At 37.9% G+C, this 16193-nt stretch carries 18 protein-coding genes and 1 pseudogene; 4 read left to right on the forward strand and 15 right to left on the reverse strand.

What is annotated here, in order from left to right:
* The first annotated feature begins 12 nt into the window (after positions 1-12).
* Positions 13-222 (forward strand): ErpK protein, encoded by a 210-nt coding sequence (locus MJY40_RS09510; protein WP_317853736.1) that lies wholly within the window; start codon positions 13-15, stop codon positions 220-222.
* 76 nt (positions 223-298) lie between these two features.
* On the opposite strand, the pseudogene MJY40_RS09515 reads toward MJY40_RS09510, so the two are convergent.
* From MJY40_RS09515 to MJY40_RS09550, 8 genes and pseudogenes are all read right to left on the reverse strand, one after another.
* Positions 299-1390, reverse strand: a pseudogene (locus tag MJY40_RS09515) (alanine/glycine:cation symporter family protein); the annotation flags it as partial.
* A 276-nt stretch (positions 1391-1666) separates the two neighbouring features.
* The gene (locus MJY40_RS09520) at positions 1667-2890 is read right to left on the reverse strand and encodes a 6-phosphofructokinase (protein WP_317854009.1); all 1224 of its coding nucleotides are present in this window, start codon (positions 2888-2890) and stop codon (positions 1667-1669) included.
* A gap of 257 nt (positions 2891-3147) precedes the next feature.
* A complete protein-coding gene (locus MJY40_RS09525) occupies positions 3148-3348 on the reverse strand; it encodes a cold-shock protein (RefSeq protein ID WP_317854010.1) in 201 nt (66 codons plus the stop codon).
* Positions 3349-3447: 99 nt separating this feature from the next.
* Positions 3448-3921 (reverse strand): ribonuclease HI, encoded by a 474-nt coding sequence (gene rnhA, locus MJY40_RS09530; RefSeq protein ID WP_317854011.1) that lies wholly within the window; start codon positions 3919-3921, stop codon positions 3448-3450.
* Positions 3918-4616, reverse strand: a complete 699-nt coding sequence (gene ispD / locus MJY40_RS09535) for a 2-C-methyl-D-erythritol 4-phosphate cytidylyltransferase (RefSeq protein WP_317854012.1) — start codon at positions 4614-4616, stop codon at positions 3918-3920. Before ispD ends, rnhA begins: the two co-directional genes overlap by 4 nt.
* A 40-nt stretch (positions 4617-4656) precedes the next feature.
* Positions 4657-5343, reverse strand: coding sequence for a TrkA C-terminal domain-containing protein (locus MJY40_RS09540; protein ID WP_317854013.1), 687 nt, complete (start codon positions 5341-5343; stop codon positions 4657-4659).
* A gap of 77 nt (positions 5344-5420) precedes the next feature.
* A complete protein-coding gene (locus tag MJY40_RS09545) occupies positions 5421-6497 on the reverse strand; it encodes a PIN/TRAM domain-containing protein (protein ID WP_317854014.1) in 1077 nt (358 codons plus the stop codon).
* Between the two features lie 63 nt (positions 6498-6560).
* Positions 6561-7028 carry a CarD family transcriptional regulator gene (locus MJY40_RS09550; protein WP_317854015.1) on the reverse strand — a complete coding sequence of 156 codons (468 nt, stop codon included), beginning with the start codon at positions 7026-7028 and terminating at the stop codon, positions 6561-6563.
* Between the two features lie 232 nt (positions 7029-7260).
* On the opposite strand from MJY40_RS09550, the gene MJY40_RS09555 reads away from it, so the two are divergent.
* A complete protein-coding gene (locus MJY40_RS09555; protein ID WP_317854016.1) occupies positions 7261-8154 on the forward strand; it encodes a DegV family protein in 894 nt (297 codons plus the stop codon).
* A 106-nt stretch (positions 8155-8260) separates the two neighbouring features.
* Here MJY40_RS09555 and MJY40_RS09560 read toward each other — a convergent pair whose 3' ends face one another.
* From MJY40_RS09560 to MJY40_RS09590, 7 genes are all read right to left on the reverse strand, one after another.
* Positions 8261-9154 (reverse strand): DMT family transporter, encoded by an 894-nt coding sequence (locus MJY40_RS09560; protein ID WP_317854017.1) that lies wholly within the window; start codon positions 9152-9154, stop codon positions 8261-8263.
* 34 nt (positions 9155-9188) lie between these two features.
* Complete coding sequence (locus tag MJY40_RS09565) at positions 9189-10121, reverse strand: DMT family transporter (RefSeq protein ID WP_317854018.1); 933 nt, start codon at positions 10119-10121, stop codon at positions 9189-9191.
* Positions 10122-10258: 137 nt separating this feature from the next.
* Positions 10259-10909 carry a hypothetical protein gene (locus MJY40_RS09570; RefSeq protein WP_317854019.1) on the reverse strand — a complete coding sequence of 217 codons (651 nt, stop codon included), beginning with the start codon at positions 10907-10909 and terminating at the stop codon, positions 10259-10261.
* A gap of 4 nt (positions 10910-10913) precedes the next feature.
* Positions 10914-11726: a metal ABC transporter permease gene (locus MJY40_RS09575; RefSeq protein WP_416387500.1), complete on the reverse strand. Its 813-nt coding sequence runs from the start codon at positions 11724-11726 to the stop codon at positions 10914-10916.
* 16 nt (positions 11727-11742) lie between these two features.
* Positions 11743-12450, reverse strand: a complete 708-nt coding sequence (locus tag MJY40_RS09580) for a metal ABC transporter ATP-binding protein (protein ID WP_317854020.1) — start codon at positions 12448-12450, stop codon at positions 11743-11745.
* A gap of 10 nt (positions 12451-12460) precedes the next feature.
* Positions 12461-13669: a metal ABC transporter substrate-binding protein gene (locus MJY40_RS09585; protein WP_317854021.1), complete on the reverse strand. Its 1209-nt coding sequence runs from the start codon at positions 13667-13669 to the stop codon at positions 12461-12463.
* Positions 13670-13692: 23 nt separating this feature from the next.
* Complete coding sequence (locus tag MJY40_RS09590; RefSeq protein ID WP_317854022.1) at positions 13693-14115, reverse strand: Fur family transcriptional regulator; 423 nt, start codon at positions 14113-14115, stop codon at positions 13693-13695.
* Positions 14116-14731: 616 nt separating this feature from the next.
* Here MJY40_RS09590 and yhbY point away from each other — a divergent pair.
* Positions 14732-15037, forward strand: a complete 306-nt coding sequence (yhbY, locus tag MJY40_RS09595) for a ribosome assembly RNA-binding protein YhbY (RefSeq protein WP_317854023.1) — start codon at positions 14732-14734, stop codon at positions 15035-15037.
* A 27-nt stretch (positions 15038-15064) separates the two neighbouring features.
* The gene (locus MJY40_RS09600) at positions 15065-16189 is read left to right on the forward strand and encodes an Mbeg1-like protein (protein ID WP_317854024.1); all 1125 of its coding nucleotides are present in this window, start codon (positions 15065-15067) and stop codon (positions 16187-16189) included.
* The last annotated feature ends 4 nt before the right edge of the window (positions 16190-16193 follow it).

A 16193-nucleotide genomic window follows, 5' to 3' on the forward strand; every position in this document is an offset into this window, starting at 1 on the left:
AGGATTAGAGAAATGGGAAGACGTAGTATATCGATAGATGAAAAGATAGAACGAGCTAAAGAACATGTATTCAAATGTAAAGATAAATATGATGAAGCACTAGCAGAGTTAGTTGCATTGCAGGAGAAGAAAAGTGATCTGCAAAAACAAGAGTTACTGGAAGCTATGGAGAATAGCACACGAAGTTACGAGGACATTTTGAAGTTTCTTGAAGGTAAATAAACATTAGGTCTGGGACGATTTTGTAAACGTCCTAGACCTATAAATGTTTTAGTGGGTAAATTTCAGGAAGTTGAGAATTACCCAAAAGTGTGGTAAATGCAAACAATACCATTGCCACAGTGATGAAAATTGGACCAAAGTTGCCAGCAAATACCATTGTCAAAGATTCTTGGATGTATGCTGCACCAGCCAAGTCAGCATTTGGTTCCAAACCTGTACACAAACACATCAAAGCGGTTGCAGAACAAATGACAACTGTGTCAATGAACACAGACAACATCTGTACCAAACCTTGTTTCACTGGATGGGATACTGTTGCCACAGCTGCTGCATTTGGCGCAGAACCCACACCAGCTTCATTGGAGAACAAACCACGTTTGATTCCTTGCATCACAGCAGAGCCAGCAAAAGCACCAAAAATCGCTTCCAAATCAAATGCTTCTGTGAAAATACGAGCCAAAACAGTTGGCACCAAGTGGTAATTCATAGCAATGACTACACATGCAACAATTACATAGATAATACCCATAATCGGTACCAAAATACCAGTGGTACGCAACACCCTTTTGCCACCACCAAACAAGCAATAGCCTACCAAAAGTGCCAAAACACCACCAACAATCCAAGGTGTTGTATTTGCATTGTAAAATGCGTATGCTGCAAAGGTGGATTGCAAGTTATAGGAGCCCAACATGTTGAATCCAATTGCATAAGTGAAAATCAAACAACACGCAAACACAACTGCCAAACCACGACTTTTGAGCGCATCTTCAATGTAGTAAGAAGGTCCACCATAGCTGCCACCTTCTGGATTTTTACGTTTGTAAATCTGTGCCAATGTACTTTCCACAAATGCAGATGCAGAACCTATAATCGCAATTGCCCACATCCAAAATACTGCACCATATCCACCTACACAAATAGCTGTGGATACACCAATGATGTTGCCTGTTCCAACCCTAGATGCTGTGGAAACCATCAACGCTTGGAAAGAAGATACCCCATTGTTTCCAGTGGGCTTTTCACCTACCACACGAATGGATTCTCCAAACAAACGCAACTGTACAAATTTTGTACGAATGGCAAAATAAATGCCTGCACCCAAAAGCAAAATAATCAAAATATAACTATACAACCAGCTACTAAACGTAGCAATTCCCGCTTCTATTGCTCCCAAATTAAAACCTCCTTATATTCTTCTTTTATTGTCAAATCACATTATGTGATATTGTAACCAGTATTTAAAATTATACTAAAAAAAGGCACTCCTTACAATTAAAACTTATTAAATACATGATTTTTCTATGCTTTATCCCCAATTCACAAGATTTTCATTTGTTTCTTGCATATTTTCAAATACACACAAAGAAATTTGTCCTCGTATCAAAAACAAAAAAAGCCACCTAATTGGCAGCTTCTTCACATAATTTATGGTTTTGATTGCTTAAAACAAACGAATGTGTGCTGGTACTCCATTGATATAGGTACATGGCAATTCCCCTTGGATCAAAGGAAGTAGGTATGCCATCATTTCTTCAGTCACATCATTGCCTTCTGGATTCATCCAATTTTTTGGCACCTCTTTGACTTTATTTGCAATTTTTTCGATGCCTGCATAGTCAAATTCCACACGATATGGTGCATCTGATGTTCTGCGTACAATTGCCATTTTGCCTGTAACACCAGCAATTGCATAACCAGCAGCAGCAGATCCCAACATTCTGGATTCATAGATATCTGTTGCACTTGCCACATGGGAAGCACATCTTTGCATCAAATTGAGCTCGATGCTTCTCACTTTGCAACCAATTTCAGCTTTCACCACTTCTTCCAAATATTTGCCTGCACCTGCCAAAATCTTATGACCAAATGCATCTGTTCCTCTATTGTCCAAATCAGATGTTACATAATCGCCAGCTTCGTTTTTGATACCTTCGCTGATGGCAACCACAACATTTGGTTTTTTTGCAAGTTCATTACGTACATCCTGCAAGAATTGTTCTTTTGAAAAAGGCAATTCACAAATGTAAATCAAATCTGGTGCTGATGCGCCATTGACACGAGCCAATGCAGAAGATGCAGTCAACCAACCAGCATCTCTACCCATCACCTCAACAATGGTCACTGCTGGAATGGAATATACAGAGCAATCACAAGACAATTCTGCAAAGGTAGTTGCAATGTATTTTGCAGCAGATGCAAAGCCTGGACAGTGGTCTGTTTCTGCCAAATCGTTGTCAATTGTTTTTGGAGCACCCATCACTGCAATATCTGTAATGTTTTTTGCTGCACAATAGTCTGACACTTTGTGGATGGTATCCATGGAGTCATTTCCACCAATATATATAAAGTATCCAATGTTATATTTACGGAACACAGAAATGATTTGTTCATATTGTGCTTCGTTTTCTTCCCATTTACCCAATTTCAAACGACAGGAACCAAGGGCAGATGATGGTGTTTGACACAACAATTGCAAAGATTGTGCATCTGACAAAATGCCATTCAATTCCAACAAATCGTCATCCAATACCCCTTGAATCCCATGTTTTGCACCGTAAATTTTATCTACATTGCCATCCATAAGACATTTTTCTACAACACCACAAAGAGTTGCATTGATTGCTGCTGAAGGACCGCCTGATTGTGCCACTAGTAAATTTTTCATAATTTCACCTTTCTTTTTGTACATTCAGTATTCATCTATATTTTACACCCCAAGCGGGCATATAACGCATCTTACTCTTCAGTATAGCGATTTTTTTCTTTTTGTACAAGATACTTTTTCAAATTCATAGCATTGGACATAAAAAAGGTGTAGACATCGTCTACACCTTTGCATCTCCAATTGGAGAGTTGTTGCATAACCAAGAAATTATATATCATAAATGCAAAAAAGCATTCTCAATACAGAATCAATTTAGATTAAGCACGTGTTACGTTAGCTGCTTGAGGGCCTTTAGCACCTTGAACAACTTCGAATTCTACTTCTTGACCTTCTTCAAGGGTTTTGTAGCCTTCTGTTTGGATTGCGGAGAAATGTACGAATACATCATCTTCACCAGGAACGGAAATAAAACCGAAACCTTTTTCTGCGTTGAACCATTTAACTGTACCTTTTTTCATTGATAAATCCTCCTACTAAATATAGATAAAAACTTTACTAAATAATACTACCATATTTTAGAAGTCCTGTCAATGTAATTTTTATAAAATAGTGATTATTTAGTCTTCCAATTTTTGATAATTTTCGTCAATATCCAACGAATCTTCTAGGATTGCCAAACGTGCCAATTGGTCACAACGCTCATTTTCCACATTGTCAGCATGTCCCTTTACCCAAACAAACTGCACTGTATGCACTTCTAATAGGGACAAAAGTCTTTCCCACAAGTCTACATTTGACGCTTTTTCTTTCTTGTTACGCATCCACCCTTGGCGTCTCCATTTGGTAGCCCAACCTTTTGCAATGGCATCCACAACATACTTAGAATCGCTGTATAATGTAACCCCACAAGGTTCTTTCAATGCTTCCAGACCTTTGATGACTGCCAAAAGCTCCATACGATTGTTTGTGGTTTGCAAAAAGCCACCTGAAAGTTCTTTTCTTGCACTTCCAAATAGCAAAACCGTTCCATAACCACCTGCTCCCGGATTACCAGAGCAAGCACCATCTGTATAAATCACCACTTGTTTCATGGTTTTTCCTCCTTCAAGAAGCAGTTTGCCAAAAACAAATCTTCTTCTGTTGTTATTTTGATATTGCCATAGCTACCCATGGTTACACAGACTGGATACCCTGCAAATTCTGCAATGGATGCATCATCTGTTCCTGCAAAGCCAGATTTTTGTGCCAATGCATATGCCTTTGTAATCAAATCCCTTTGGAATGTTTGTGGTGTTTGTATTTGCCACAGTTCTTCTCTTTTGGGTGTTTCCAAAACCAAACCGTCTGTATTGCAACGTTTGATGGTATCCTTAGCTGGAACACCAACCACACAAGCACCCATTTCCAAAGCCTTTTCTATGGATGTGTCAATCATATTTGCTGTCACAAAAGGACGTACACCATCATGAATCAAAACCACATCGATATCCTTTGACAAAGCAGATATGCCTGCACAAACAGAATCGCCACGTTCTTTGCCACCAGCTACAATTGCAGTCACCTTTGACCATTGGTATTTCTGACGCAATTCCTCTACAAAGGAAATATCCTCCAATCCAACCACCAAAACGATTTCTGCTATGGATTTATGTAATTCCCATTTTGCAACGGTATGTGCCAAAATTTCTTGGTTTCCAATGACAATAAATTGCTTTGGAATATCCAAACCCATACGTTGTCCTTTTCCAGCAGCCACCAAGACTACACCATTTTTACTTTGTTTCATTCTATGGTTCCACCTTTCCATTGCAAAGGATATACTTTCATTAGTCTTTATGGAATACAGCTTCTACATCATGTAAATTGCCCAAAACCACAATGATACTACCTTCTTTGATGATTGTTGATGCACCTGCCACCACTGTTGCACTCTTTTTCTGTCTTATGGTCAATACCAAAACTTCATTTTCCTTTTGCAATCTCAGTTCTGCCAATGTTTTACCTTCCAATGTTTCTGGCACATCTTGCATATGTATTTCAAAAATACCCACAGAACCCAAATCCTCAATGGGAATAATCATATTTTTACCATGTTGGATGTGTTTCATATACCAGGATTCAATGCGACTATCCATAAAATCAACCACATATTTGTTGTTTCTCAAAACCATCAAAGTTGCAAAACAAGCCAAGAAAATTATGACAGCAACAAACATTTTCTTTGGATCTGCATTATTGAAACTCAAAAGCATACTGACAGCTGTTGACATAACTGTAGCTGTAAAAATATATCCAAATAGCATGATCAATTTGGCAATTTTACGTCTTATCTTATGCCCCATAATGAGTTCACTTTCTCTGGTGGTAAACCCACTGGTGGTCAACAAAGATATGACTTGAAATCTTGCTTTTTCTCGACTCAAACCGGTCATCATCAAAATGGTACTAAAGATATCCACTAAGACAACATAAAGCATAATTGCACCACAAAATATCAGTCCCAAAAAATACACATGTATCACACTCCTGACCACATAGCATTATCAAAAAAGCCCTAGTTTCCTAGGACTCTTATCAATTGTACTCTGAATTATGTATTGGAAATCATTTTGGCAAAAATCATACGTCCTGCCGCTGTTTGCAATACACTTGTTACCACAACCATTTTGGTTTCTCCAATGAATTTATTGCCACCGTCAACAACAATCATAGTGCCATCATTCAAATATGCAACACCTTGACCTTGTTCTTTACCCATTTTGATAATGGTGACTTGCATTTCTTCACCAGGAAGTACCACAGGTTTGATTGCATTTGCCAATTCGTTGATGTTCAAAACTCGAACACCTTGGAATTCTGCAACCTTATTGAGGTTATAATCATTTGTTACAACAAAAGCATCCATTTCTTCGCCCATTTTCAACAACATAGCATCCACTTCCATGGGCACTTTTGTGGTATAGTTTCTAATTTCCACATTGACTGCCACTTGTTTTTGGATTTCATTCAAAATATCCAAACCACGTCTACCACGATTTCTCTTCAAACCATCTGCTGAGTCTGCAATATGTCGCAATTCTTGCAACACAAAATCTGGAATGATGATACTGCCTTCAATGAACCCTGTTTGCAACAAATCCAAAATACGTCCATCGATGATGACACTTGTATCCAAAATTTTAGGTCTACCATACACAGCTGCTGTTTCTGTTGGCACTGCATTTGGCACCAAAATCTTTTGCAACCAACGTACATTAAATTCATCTTTTTTTCTTCTGGCAACTCGCATCCCCAAGAAACCACATGTGATATTGAGCAAAACAACAATTAGTGTTCCCAAAGCTCCAAATCCACTGAATGCAAGACCAATCAAGTTTGCAACAACCAAACCGATGACAATTCCCAAAACTGTAAATCCCAATTCCTTTGGATTCATTTTGGTCAAAGTGTCTTCTGTCTGAGAAATACGTTTCAAAATCAAATTCGTTAGTAGCGAAGATAATATGAAATAAAATATAAGTCCGGTAAACAAAGAAAGCAATACGGGAACCCAAAAAGGCACTTCAAATGCCCAAGGTATCATTCTAGAGATAAAAATCACATGGAACAAACCGTATGCACCAGCCATAACGATTAAACTCATCAGTATTTTCACTGCACGCTTCACACACACACCTCCTTTCTTTTTTGCAACCCACCCAAATGGTATATGTCGCTATATTAAATAGTATCAATTTTTCAGCCAGATTGCAAGCAAATCCTCTGCATTTTTTGTATTTATTTCATAAACCATGCATAATTCACTGAGCACAATTTGTTTTGCCATACAATACATACGAGACTCCATATAAGAAAGTTTCTTTTTCTTTTCATATTCCATCAAGATTTTTACAACTTCGGCAACTTCTTCCAATTTTCCTGTTTTCATCTTAGATAAATTCTCTTTGTAACGTAAATTCCAATTGTCTGATGCTCTGAAATTGCCACAACCCACACGTACTAAAATTTTTTCTACTTGTTCCTTTTCCTCTGGTTTGCGTACACCCATTTCCAGTGAATTTTTTCTTGGAATGCGAATATACAAATTTTCCATTGGTATTGCAATCAAAATATACTCCACTTCATTGATGGTTTTGATGTCTATGACATTTCCTGCACCGTGTAATGGATATACGATTTTTTCTCCTTTGGCAAACATACCACCACCTCCTATGGCAATAGTTTGACCTGAATTGATGAAAAATATGCACCCTTTGGAAATTTTTTCTTTCTTTTATTCACTTTCATACACTTTTCTCATAGAAAATCCTTGCATTTCCCCAACTCCTTTAGTACAATATACTATAATACACCAATTATGTGATTGGGAAGTGATGAAATAGGTTGGCTCAATATTTAAATGAACCTACAATTGAGCACAGGAGGATATAATGAGAAAATTTCAAATATTTAGTGATGGTGCTTGTGACATTGGTACTAAAAATCAAGAAAAATATGGCATTGGGTTGGTTCCATTTTATGTTTCTTTGGATCACGAAACGTACCGTAAAGAAGTTGTAGAGCTCCCTTTGGATGATTATTATAAAGTATTGACAGAAGGCAAATGTTATCCAAAAACATCTCTACCATCTGTACAAGATTATATGGATGCTTTTTTGCCTGCACTCCAAGCTGATAAAGATATCATTTGTTTGACCATCAGCACCACTTTGAGTAGCTCTTTGCAAGCTGCCATGACTGCAAAACAAATGTTGGAAGAAGATTTCCCAGAAGCAACCATTCATATTGTAGATTCACAGCAAGCAACCATTGGTCAAGCTATTTTGGTGACTGAAATGGGTAGAATGCAACAAGATGGCAAATCTTTGGCTGAAGCCCTAGCATATGTAGAAGAAGCAAAAATCACTTCCAGAATCAATTTCTTGGTTGGTGATTTGAGTTACTTGGAAGCTGGTGGCAGAATTGGCAAAGTTGCTTCCATTTCTGGTAGTATTTTGAAAATCAAACCACTCATCACATTGAAAAATGGTGAAATTGTTGCAAGTGGTGTTTCCAGAAGCCAACACAAAGCATTTCAAAAGATATTGGATATGACAAAAGCATATTTCACAGAAACTGGTGAAGACCCTTCTGATTATGCAATGGCAACTGCTACCACCAACGATTGGGAAGTCTTAAAAGAATTCACTGTTTCTGCAAAAGAAGCATTCCCAACTGTTGATTTTGGTGAACCTTATCAAATTGGCGCCACCATTTCTTCACACACAGGTCCTGGTACCAGTGGAATTTGTTTCGTCAAAAAATACGAAACCATCATCAAATAAGATGCGATATACCACCCTCAACTGTTTAGGCAATTGTATGGGTGGTTTTTTATGTAATTTTTCAAAAAATAGTGCAATGACATTTGCCACCACACCATCTGAAACTCTATTTTCTCATTTCTTGTATGGAGGGTACCAAAGCACCCAAGACTACAATAACAGCACCCATTCCTTGTATCAAACTCAATGTTTCTTGGAACACCAAAACCCCAACCACCACACTGACCACAATTTCCAAAGCTGCCAAAATACTGGTTGTAGTAGCATCTATATACATAGAAGATTTCACATAAAATACATTGGCAATCATAGTACACAAAATTCCAATACCAAAAATATGTAATATGGTTTCTCCAACAACAGCAGTTGCAAAACTGTTTGCAATTACAGAGAAATCAGTTCCCACCAACAAAATCAAAGCACCACCAAAGAATCCATATACCAACATGGTGTCTCGATTGTAGCGTTCTGCATAGTATCTTGGTATCAACAATTGTAATGCAACACCCAAACCATTGATTGCACCTGCAAATACACCAAATCCATCTAACTTCACACCACCAACTGCCAACAAATTGGATACCATAACTGCACCCATCATACAAACGACAATTCCAATCATCTTTGCTTTGCTCAACACATCTCCAAAGAAGATGCGTCCCAATAATGCAACCCATAAAGGACTCATAAACATCAAAACCGTTGCAACTGCAATTGGAATTCGTTCCACAGAAGCACCATAGCTGATGAAACTGATGCCATATGCAACTGCACCATACGCCAAACTGATGATGAGACCTTTTCTATCTATTTTCAAAATTTGTGGATGTTTGATCTTTTGATATGCAAAAAAGACTGCACCTGCTGCCAAACAACGAATGCATGCAATGTCCACACTACTATAGCCCAAGCCATTGAGCCCACGTACAAATACACCCATAACGCCCCATAAGCAAGCTGCTATCAAAACCAATGTGATTCCCTTTGTTTTTTGGTTCATATTCCCCTCCAAAATCATCTATTTTTATATCGGATTATTCCACTGCTTGTTCCAAATCACTTCCACATTCCCCATTGCCAAAAAGCTCCCATAAAGGTGGTACCGAGGCACCCAACATCACCACAACAATACCTACAGTTTGCAAAATATTCAACACTTCATGGAAAACCAATGCACCTATAACTACACTCACTACAATTTCTATGGCAGCCAGTATGCTCGTTGTTGTTGTGTCAATATACATAGAAGCCTTTACATAGAACACATTGGCTACCATGGTACATAAAATACCTGCACAAAATCCATACAACACAAATTGCCCAACCATGCCGCTGCTAAATCCCTCCAAAAGCAATTCACCATCAATTCCCGGTATCAAGAACAACGCACCGCCGAAAAACCCATATATCAGCATAGAATCTCTACTATATCGATCTGCAAAATATCTTGGAATTAATATCTGTGATGCACGCCCCAAGCTATTGGCAATGGCTGCCAATATACCAAGAATATCCAATCTCACACCTTCTATATGCAATACGTCTGATACCAAAATAGCACCAATCAAACAAACAATTACGCCACAAATTTTAACCCTTCCCAAAATATCCTTAAAGAAAATTTTGCCAAAAATCGCAACCCACGCTGGATTCAAAAACATCAAAACCGTTGCAACTGCCACCGGTATTCTTTGCACCGCAAATCCATAACCAATATAGCTAATTCCACAGGCAATAACGCCATACAAAAGTCCAATCAAAATCCCTTTTTTATCAATACGCAAAACATCTGGCGTCTTAATTTTTTGATATGCACAAAATCCAACGCCTGCCGAAATACAACGAATGAACGCAATGTCCACACTGCTGTAGCCCAATCCGTTGAGTCCACGCACAATGATTCCCATACACCCCCACAGGCACGCTGCAGTTAAAACCAATACAATCCCCTTTGTTTTTTGGTTCATATTCCCCTCCAAAAATCTCCAATTTTATCTATGTTCACACATCATAAAGGGACATCAACAAATTGTCAATGCCCCTTTTGTATTTTATGTAATTTTAAGATTTTTGTAAGCTCTAAGACTCCTGTAGACAACAGATTTTATTGCAATATAGCATTTTTGATGCGACAGAAAGTGAACCCAAAATCTTCAAACACTTCCACTTCACCTACAACGGTAATCATTTCATCTGGTGCTGGATATGTGTATCCATCTGCCAAAATAAATTCCAAACCTTGTGTACAACAAGCAGTTGCGTCTTGAATGATGACAGCGTAGAACACTTCACCTGTATCTGGATTTTCATATGTGAAACATGGTCCATTCATACGTATGGTTTTGCCTTCATATGCTTCTGGATTGCTGACAATATTGAACACCTCTGCATAGACCATAATGGCACTCAGGGTGGTCAAATCCACATCAATTTGACGTTCTGTCGTCATTTCTTCTTGGACTGGTTCTTCCATAATGGGTTCTTCCACTTCCTCAACAACAGGTTCTTCTACAACTTCTTCCATCAATTCTTCCAAAACTTCTTCTACAATCGTTTCTTCTGGTGTAATTTCTGGTGTTTCAGATGTGCTTTCTTCTATCTCCACTGCATCTGCATCCACTATCATTACTTTCTTGGATTCTTCTACCTCTTCTGTAGTTGCATCCACCGATACCTCCACAGATGTATCTTCTTTTCCGCAAGCAGTTCCAAATACCATCATACAAGCCATCAAAATACAGATTGTTTTTTTCATATGTTTACCTCTTTTTCAAATATCCCACCAAGGAAAATACCCCAAATGCCACGATATCTGCTGCAACAATGGTAGAGCCCACTGGTGTTCCTGCCAAAATAGAAACAAATAGACCCAACACTGCACAGATTACAGAAATGATCGCTGCACATATGGTAACTGACCGAAAACTTTTACATACACGCATAGCAGATACCCCTGGAAAAATCACCAAAGCAGTAATGAGCAAGGTTCCCACCAAACGCATAGATAAAACTATTATAACAGCAGTTACTACAGCAATCAAGAAATTATATGCAGAAACTTTTGTGCCAATTGCTTTCGCAAAGGTTTCATCAAATGTAACTGCAAAGATTTTTTGATAACAAATGGTAAACAATAAAATTACAATGGCTGATAAGACAATACACAAAACTACATCAGATTTGGATAAGGTCAAAATCGAAGTTGCACCAAACAATGTGCTACAAACATCTCCTGCCAAGTTGGCTGAAGTAGAAAATACATTGATGAGCAAATACCCAATTGCCATTGCACCAACAGACATCATTGCAATGGAAGTATCCCCTTTGATTTTCACATTTTGACCTGTGCAAAGCAATAAAATTGCACATACGATTGTGATACACAAAATCAATGGCATATCGTTTGTGATATTCAAAATACTGGCAATTGCCATTGCACCAAAGGCAACATGTGACAAGCCATCTCCAATATAAGAGAAACGTTTCAAAACCAATGTGACACCCAACAAAGAGGAACAAAGGGCAATTAAGACCCCTGTGATGATGGCATAGACCACAAATGGATATTGCATGTACAATACAAGTTTATCAATGACTGCAACCACAAGCACACATCCCTTCTGCGTTCAATTTTGCCACATATTCTTCTTTTGTGCCAAAGAATATGGTTTCACCGATTTGTAAAATATGGGTTGCATACTCCAAGGAAGTTTGCACATCATGGGAAATCATAATGATGGTTACGCCATCTTCTTGGTTCAATCGTTGGAATACATCGTACATTTCCACACTGACTTTTGGGTCAAGTCCAGTAACAGGTTCATCCAAAAACAAGATTTTTTGTGTAGCACACAAGGCTCTTGCAAGCAATACACGTTGTTGTTGACCACCAGAAAGTTCACGGTAGCATTTGCCAGCAAAGACATCTACACCCAATTTCTCCATGATTTGGGTTGCCAATTGTTTTTCTTCTTTCTTATAGAATGGTCGCAAACCACACTTGCTTTGGAATCCAGAAAATACCACTTCTTTTACAGATGCTGGAAATTCTCTTTGGATTTCACTTTGTTGTGTCAAATATCCAATTTCGTTGGTTGCTACACCATCAGACCATGAAATTTCACCTAACATTTGTTTTCTCAAACCTAAAATTGCTTTCATCAAAGTGGTTTTGCCTGTTCCATTTTCTCCGATGATACAAAGATAATCCCCTTGGTTCACTTGAAAATTCAAGTCTTCCAAAACCGCAACACCATCGTAACCGAGGGTTACATTTTTACAAATCAGTTGTGCCATAATTGCCTCCTTATGCCAATGCTTCTGTAAGCACTTGCAAGTTTTCTTCCATAATGGAAAGGTATGTTTTTCCATCTGCAATATCGCTCGCTGCTACAGATTGCATAGAGTTTACAGAAAGTACTGTCTGATCTTTTGTTTGTGTACTTGCAACCACTGTTTCTGCAATTTTGTGTGTTGTACCTTCAATTGTCATAACTGTGGAAAGTTGCAATTCATCTACTTTGCCAGCCAAGAATGCAATGGTTTCAAAGCTTGCTTCTGTTTCTGCAGAACAACCTACAAATGCTGCGTAGTATTCCAAACCATAATCATCTACAAGATATCTGAATGGGAAACGATCTCCAAACAAAATTGTGTTTTGTGTGCCAGCTGCAACAACTGCTTCATATTCTGCATCCAATTCTTGCAATTGTGCAACATATGCTTCCAAATTTGCTGTATATGTATCTGCATTTTCAGCATCCAAAGAAGTCAAAGCTTCTGTGATTGCTTTACAAATCATTTCTGCATTTTGCAAAGATAGCCAAACATGTTCATCCAATTCGCCTTCTTCTGCGTGATTGTGGTCATGGTCTTCTTCTGCAACCACTGCTTCGTCTTCATCTTCATGATCATGGTCATGTTCTTCTTCTATCACCGATTCTTCTTCATGATCGTGGTCATGTTCTTCGCCTTCTACATGTACGTGGTCTTCTTCATGATCGTGTTCTTCACCTTCTGCATGAACATGGTCTTCTTCTTCATGGTCATGGTCATGATCTTCTTCATCTTCTGCATGGGAATGTGCATGTTCTGTTTCTTCCATACCTTCTACCAATTCTTCCACCTTCACAGAATCACCCAAAACATCCATCAAATTGATGACTTGCATATCTGGGTTGGTTGCATTTGCAAGTGCTGCTGGCACCCATGTATCAGATTCGCCACCTACATAAATGAACAAATCGCATTCTGCAATTGCAATCATATCATTTGTGATTGCTTGGTAGCTATGGAAATCTACACCATTGTTCATAAGCATAGTCAAGTCCACATTTTCCAAGTTTTCGCCTAAAATTTCTTTTGTCCAATCATAAATTGGAAAAATTGTTGTCACTACGCTCAATTTATCATCTGTTTCTACTTTTGGTGTTGCTGTAGCGCTACTACCGCCACAACCTGCCAAAAGACTCATTGTCATCACCATTGTTGTAAGTGTTGCAATCCATTTTTTCATAACATTCTCCTTCAAAATCACTTCTATTTTGAGCCTATAATTGACTCCTCTTTTGTTTTCTGCCTACAATTTTTGCAAACCCCAAGAATTGTAGTTTTGGTTTTATCCACAACAAACTCGTCTTCTATCAAAAGGTGATGTGCCAAAATTTCTACCAGTTCTGGATTCATGTGAATAGCCTTTTCACATTTTCTACAAACCAAATGAATTTGATTTTGACAAGTCACAGCATTTACATACTGATAGCAGGCTTCTCTTGTGCCACTTCTGCTGATTTTTTCAATTTCACCAGATGATGCAAGCTCTGCCAAATTACGATAAATTGCACTGGTACTGATTTTTTCACCACGAAATTCTTCCAAAATTTGTGTTACAGAAAAAATTTGATGTGGATGCCTACTGAAAAAATCCAACAAGATTCTTCTTTGTTTTGTCATATACGCCATTGCAAGTCCCCTCTTTCAATTTGCGAATAATTCTCGAATTACATTCTACTACCCGTTTTATATTTTGTCAATAAAAAAATTATCTATGACTAACTTCTATGTTTTTCAATGTTTTTTTACATAAAATATGAAATTATGACTTAGAGATTATTTATATTTTATGGGGTAAAATATAAGGCTAAAAACTAATGGTGAATGGTGAATGACTTGAATACACTTCATCAAACGGGATGTCGAAGACGCCATCCCCTACAGAATGCGATTCATTCAGCATTTACAGGAATCAAAATGGTACCTCTACAAAAAAAATTCACAAATATGATGCAATTGTTATTTTGTTTTTTAGTCATTCACCATTCACCTTTAGTCATTAGTCAATCTTCGCCAAGCGAAGATTATAAGCATAATCCCTATGTAAATAAAAACCATTACACATTCTAACCGTCTATTTTACAATGAATTTTTTCTTCCCTACCATCCTATTTCTTACAAATTACTGAATATATCAGGGTTTTGGGGTGTTTTCCTTGGTTCTTCATTGCAAATCCACTTTCTATATGCTATGATGTTAAAGATTATCGAAATATTATAGAAGAAAAGAATTTGGAGGAATATTATGTTAACAAGTAAACAACGTGCATATTTGCGCTCTATGGCAAATGGTATGGATGCCATTTTCCAAGTAGGTAAAAATGGTGTAACACCTGAATTGCGTGAAACAGTACACACTGCTTTGGAAGCAAGAGAATTGATTAAAATCAACGTTTTGGACAACAATATGTTGGGACCACGTGAAGCAGCTGAAATGCTTTCTAGCAGAACCGGTTCTGAAGTGGTACAAGTCATTGGCAACAAATTTGTTTTGTTCCGTCAATCAAAAACAAAACCAGTCATCGAATTGCCAAAAGCACCAAAAGCATAAAACAAATACATCAAGGAGTTGATTTGTATGAATACGATTTTTGAGTATCTTTCTTGGCGTGGTGATTTGTCTATGGAACAATCTCCATTTTCAGAAGTGGATGGCTTGATTTTGTCTTGTTTGTCATATCATTTTTTGGATGAAGTTTTGGAATATTATGATACAACACCCATTTCTTTGGCAGAACTTGCATATTTGATACGAGAATTGCCACAAGAAAAATTGCGTATGCGTGACCCTCGTGATGTGGTTTTGTTGCAACTCCTTGGGAAATGCAGACGATTTCAAGATGTGCAAATTTGCTTGCATGTCAACCATGTAGACCGTGAATTGGTTGCACAATTTTCTGCAATCACCCTTTTATTGGAAGATGGTTCTATCTTTGTTGCCTATCGTGGCACAGATATGTCCCTTGTTGGTTGGAAAGAAGATTTCCATATGACCTTCCGTGAATGTATTCCAGCACAAATTGGAGCTGCTGCCTATTTGTTGCATGTTTCCAAGAAATTTGATGGTAATATTCGTGTTGGTGGACATTCCAAAGGTGGTAATTTGGCTGTATTTGCAGCATCCATTGCACCACCTGCTTTGCAAGAACGATTGATCAAAATTTATACCTTTGATGGACCAGGGTTCCACCAAGGGATGTTACAATTTTCTGGGTATCAAACCATTTTGGAGAAATTGGAGTCTTACATTCCTGAATCTTCCATTATAGGTTTGATTTTGCAACAAGAAGGTTCCCATTTTGTGGTACAAAGCAGCGAAAAGGGATTGTTCCAACATGACCCATACTCTTGGGGTATTGTTGCCAACCATTTCATCTGTTTGGAGGATGTTTCCACTGGTAGTCGTTTGGTAGATAAAACATTGAAAAGTTTCCTAGGCCATTTGACCATTCAAAAACGTGAAATCTTTGTAAATACCCTATTTGAATTGTTAGACCAAACACATACCGATGAAGAAGGCGAAGTGGTTTTATCCACACACAATGCATTCAAAACTTTGCAAACTTTATCTGATGAGGATGAAGAAACACGTCAGGTTATAGGTGAAGGTATTGGATTGCTTTGGAAGGCTGCTCGCAAAACTGCCGAAGAATATGGTTCCACTTTTCACAAAAAGGCAGAAATAAAAAAGATGAAAAGATAAGAGG

The organism is Chakrabartyella piscis (genome assembly GCA_030067835.1).
Taxonomy (GTDB): Bacteria; Bacillota; Clostridia; order Lachnospirales; family Anaerotignaceae; genus Chakrabartyella; species Chakrabartyella piscis.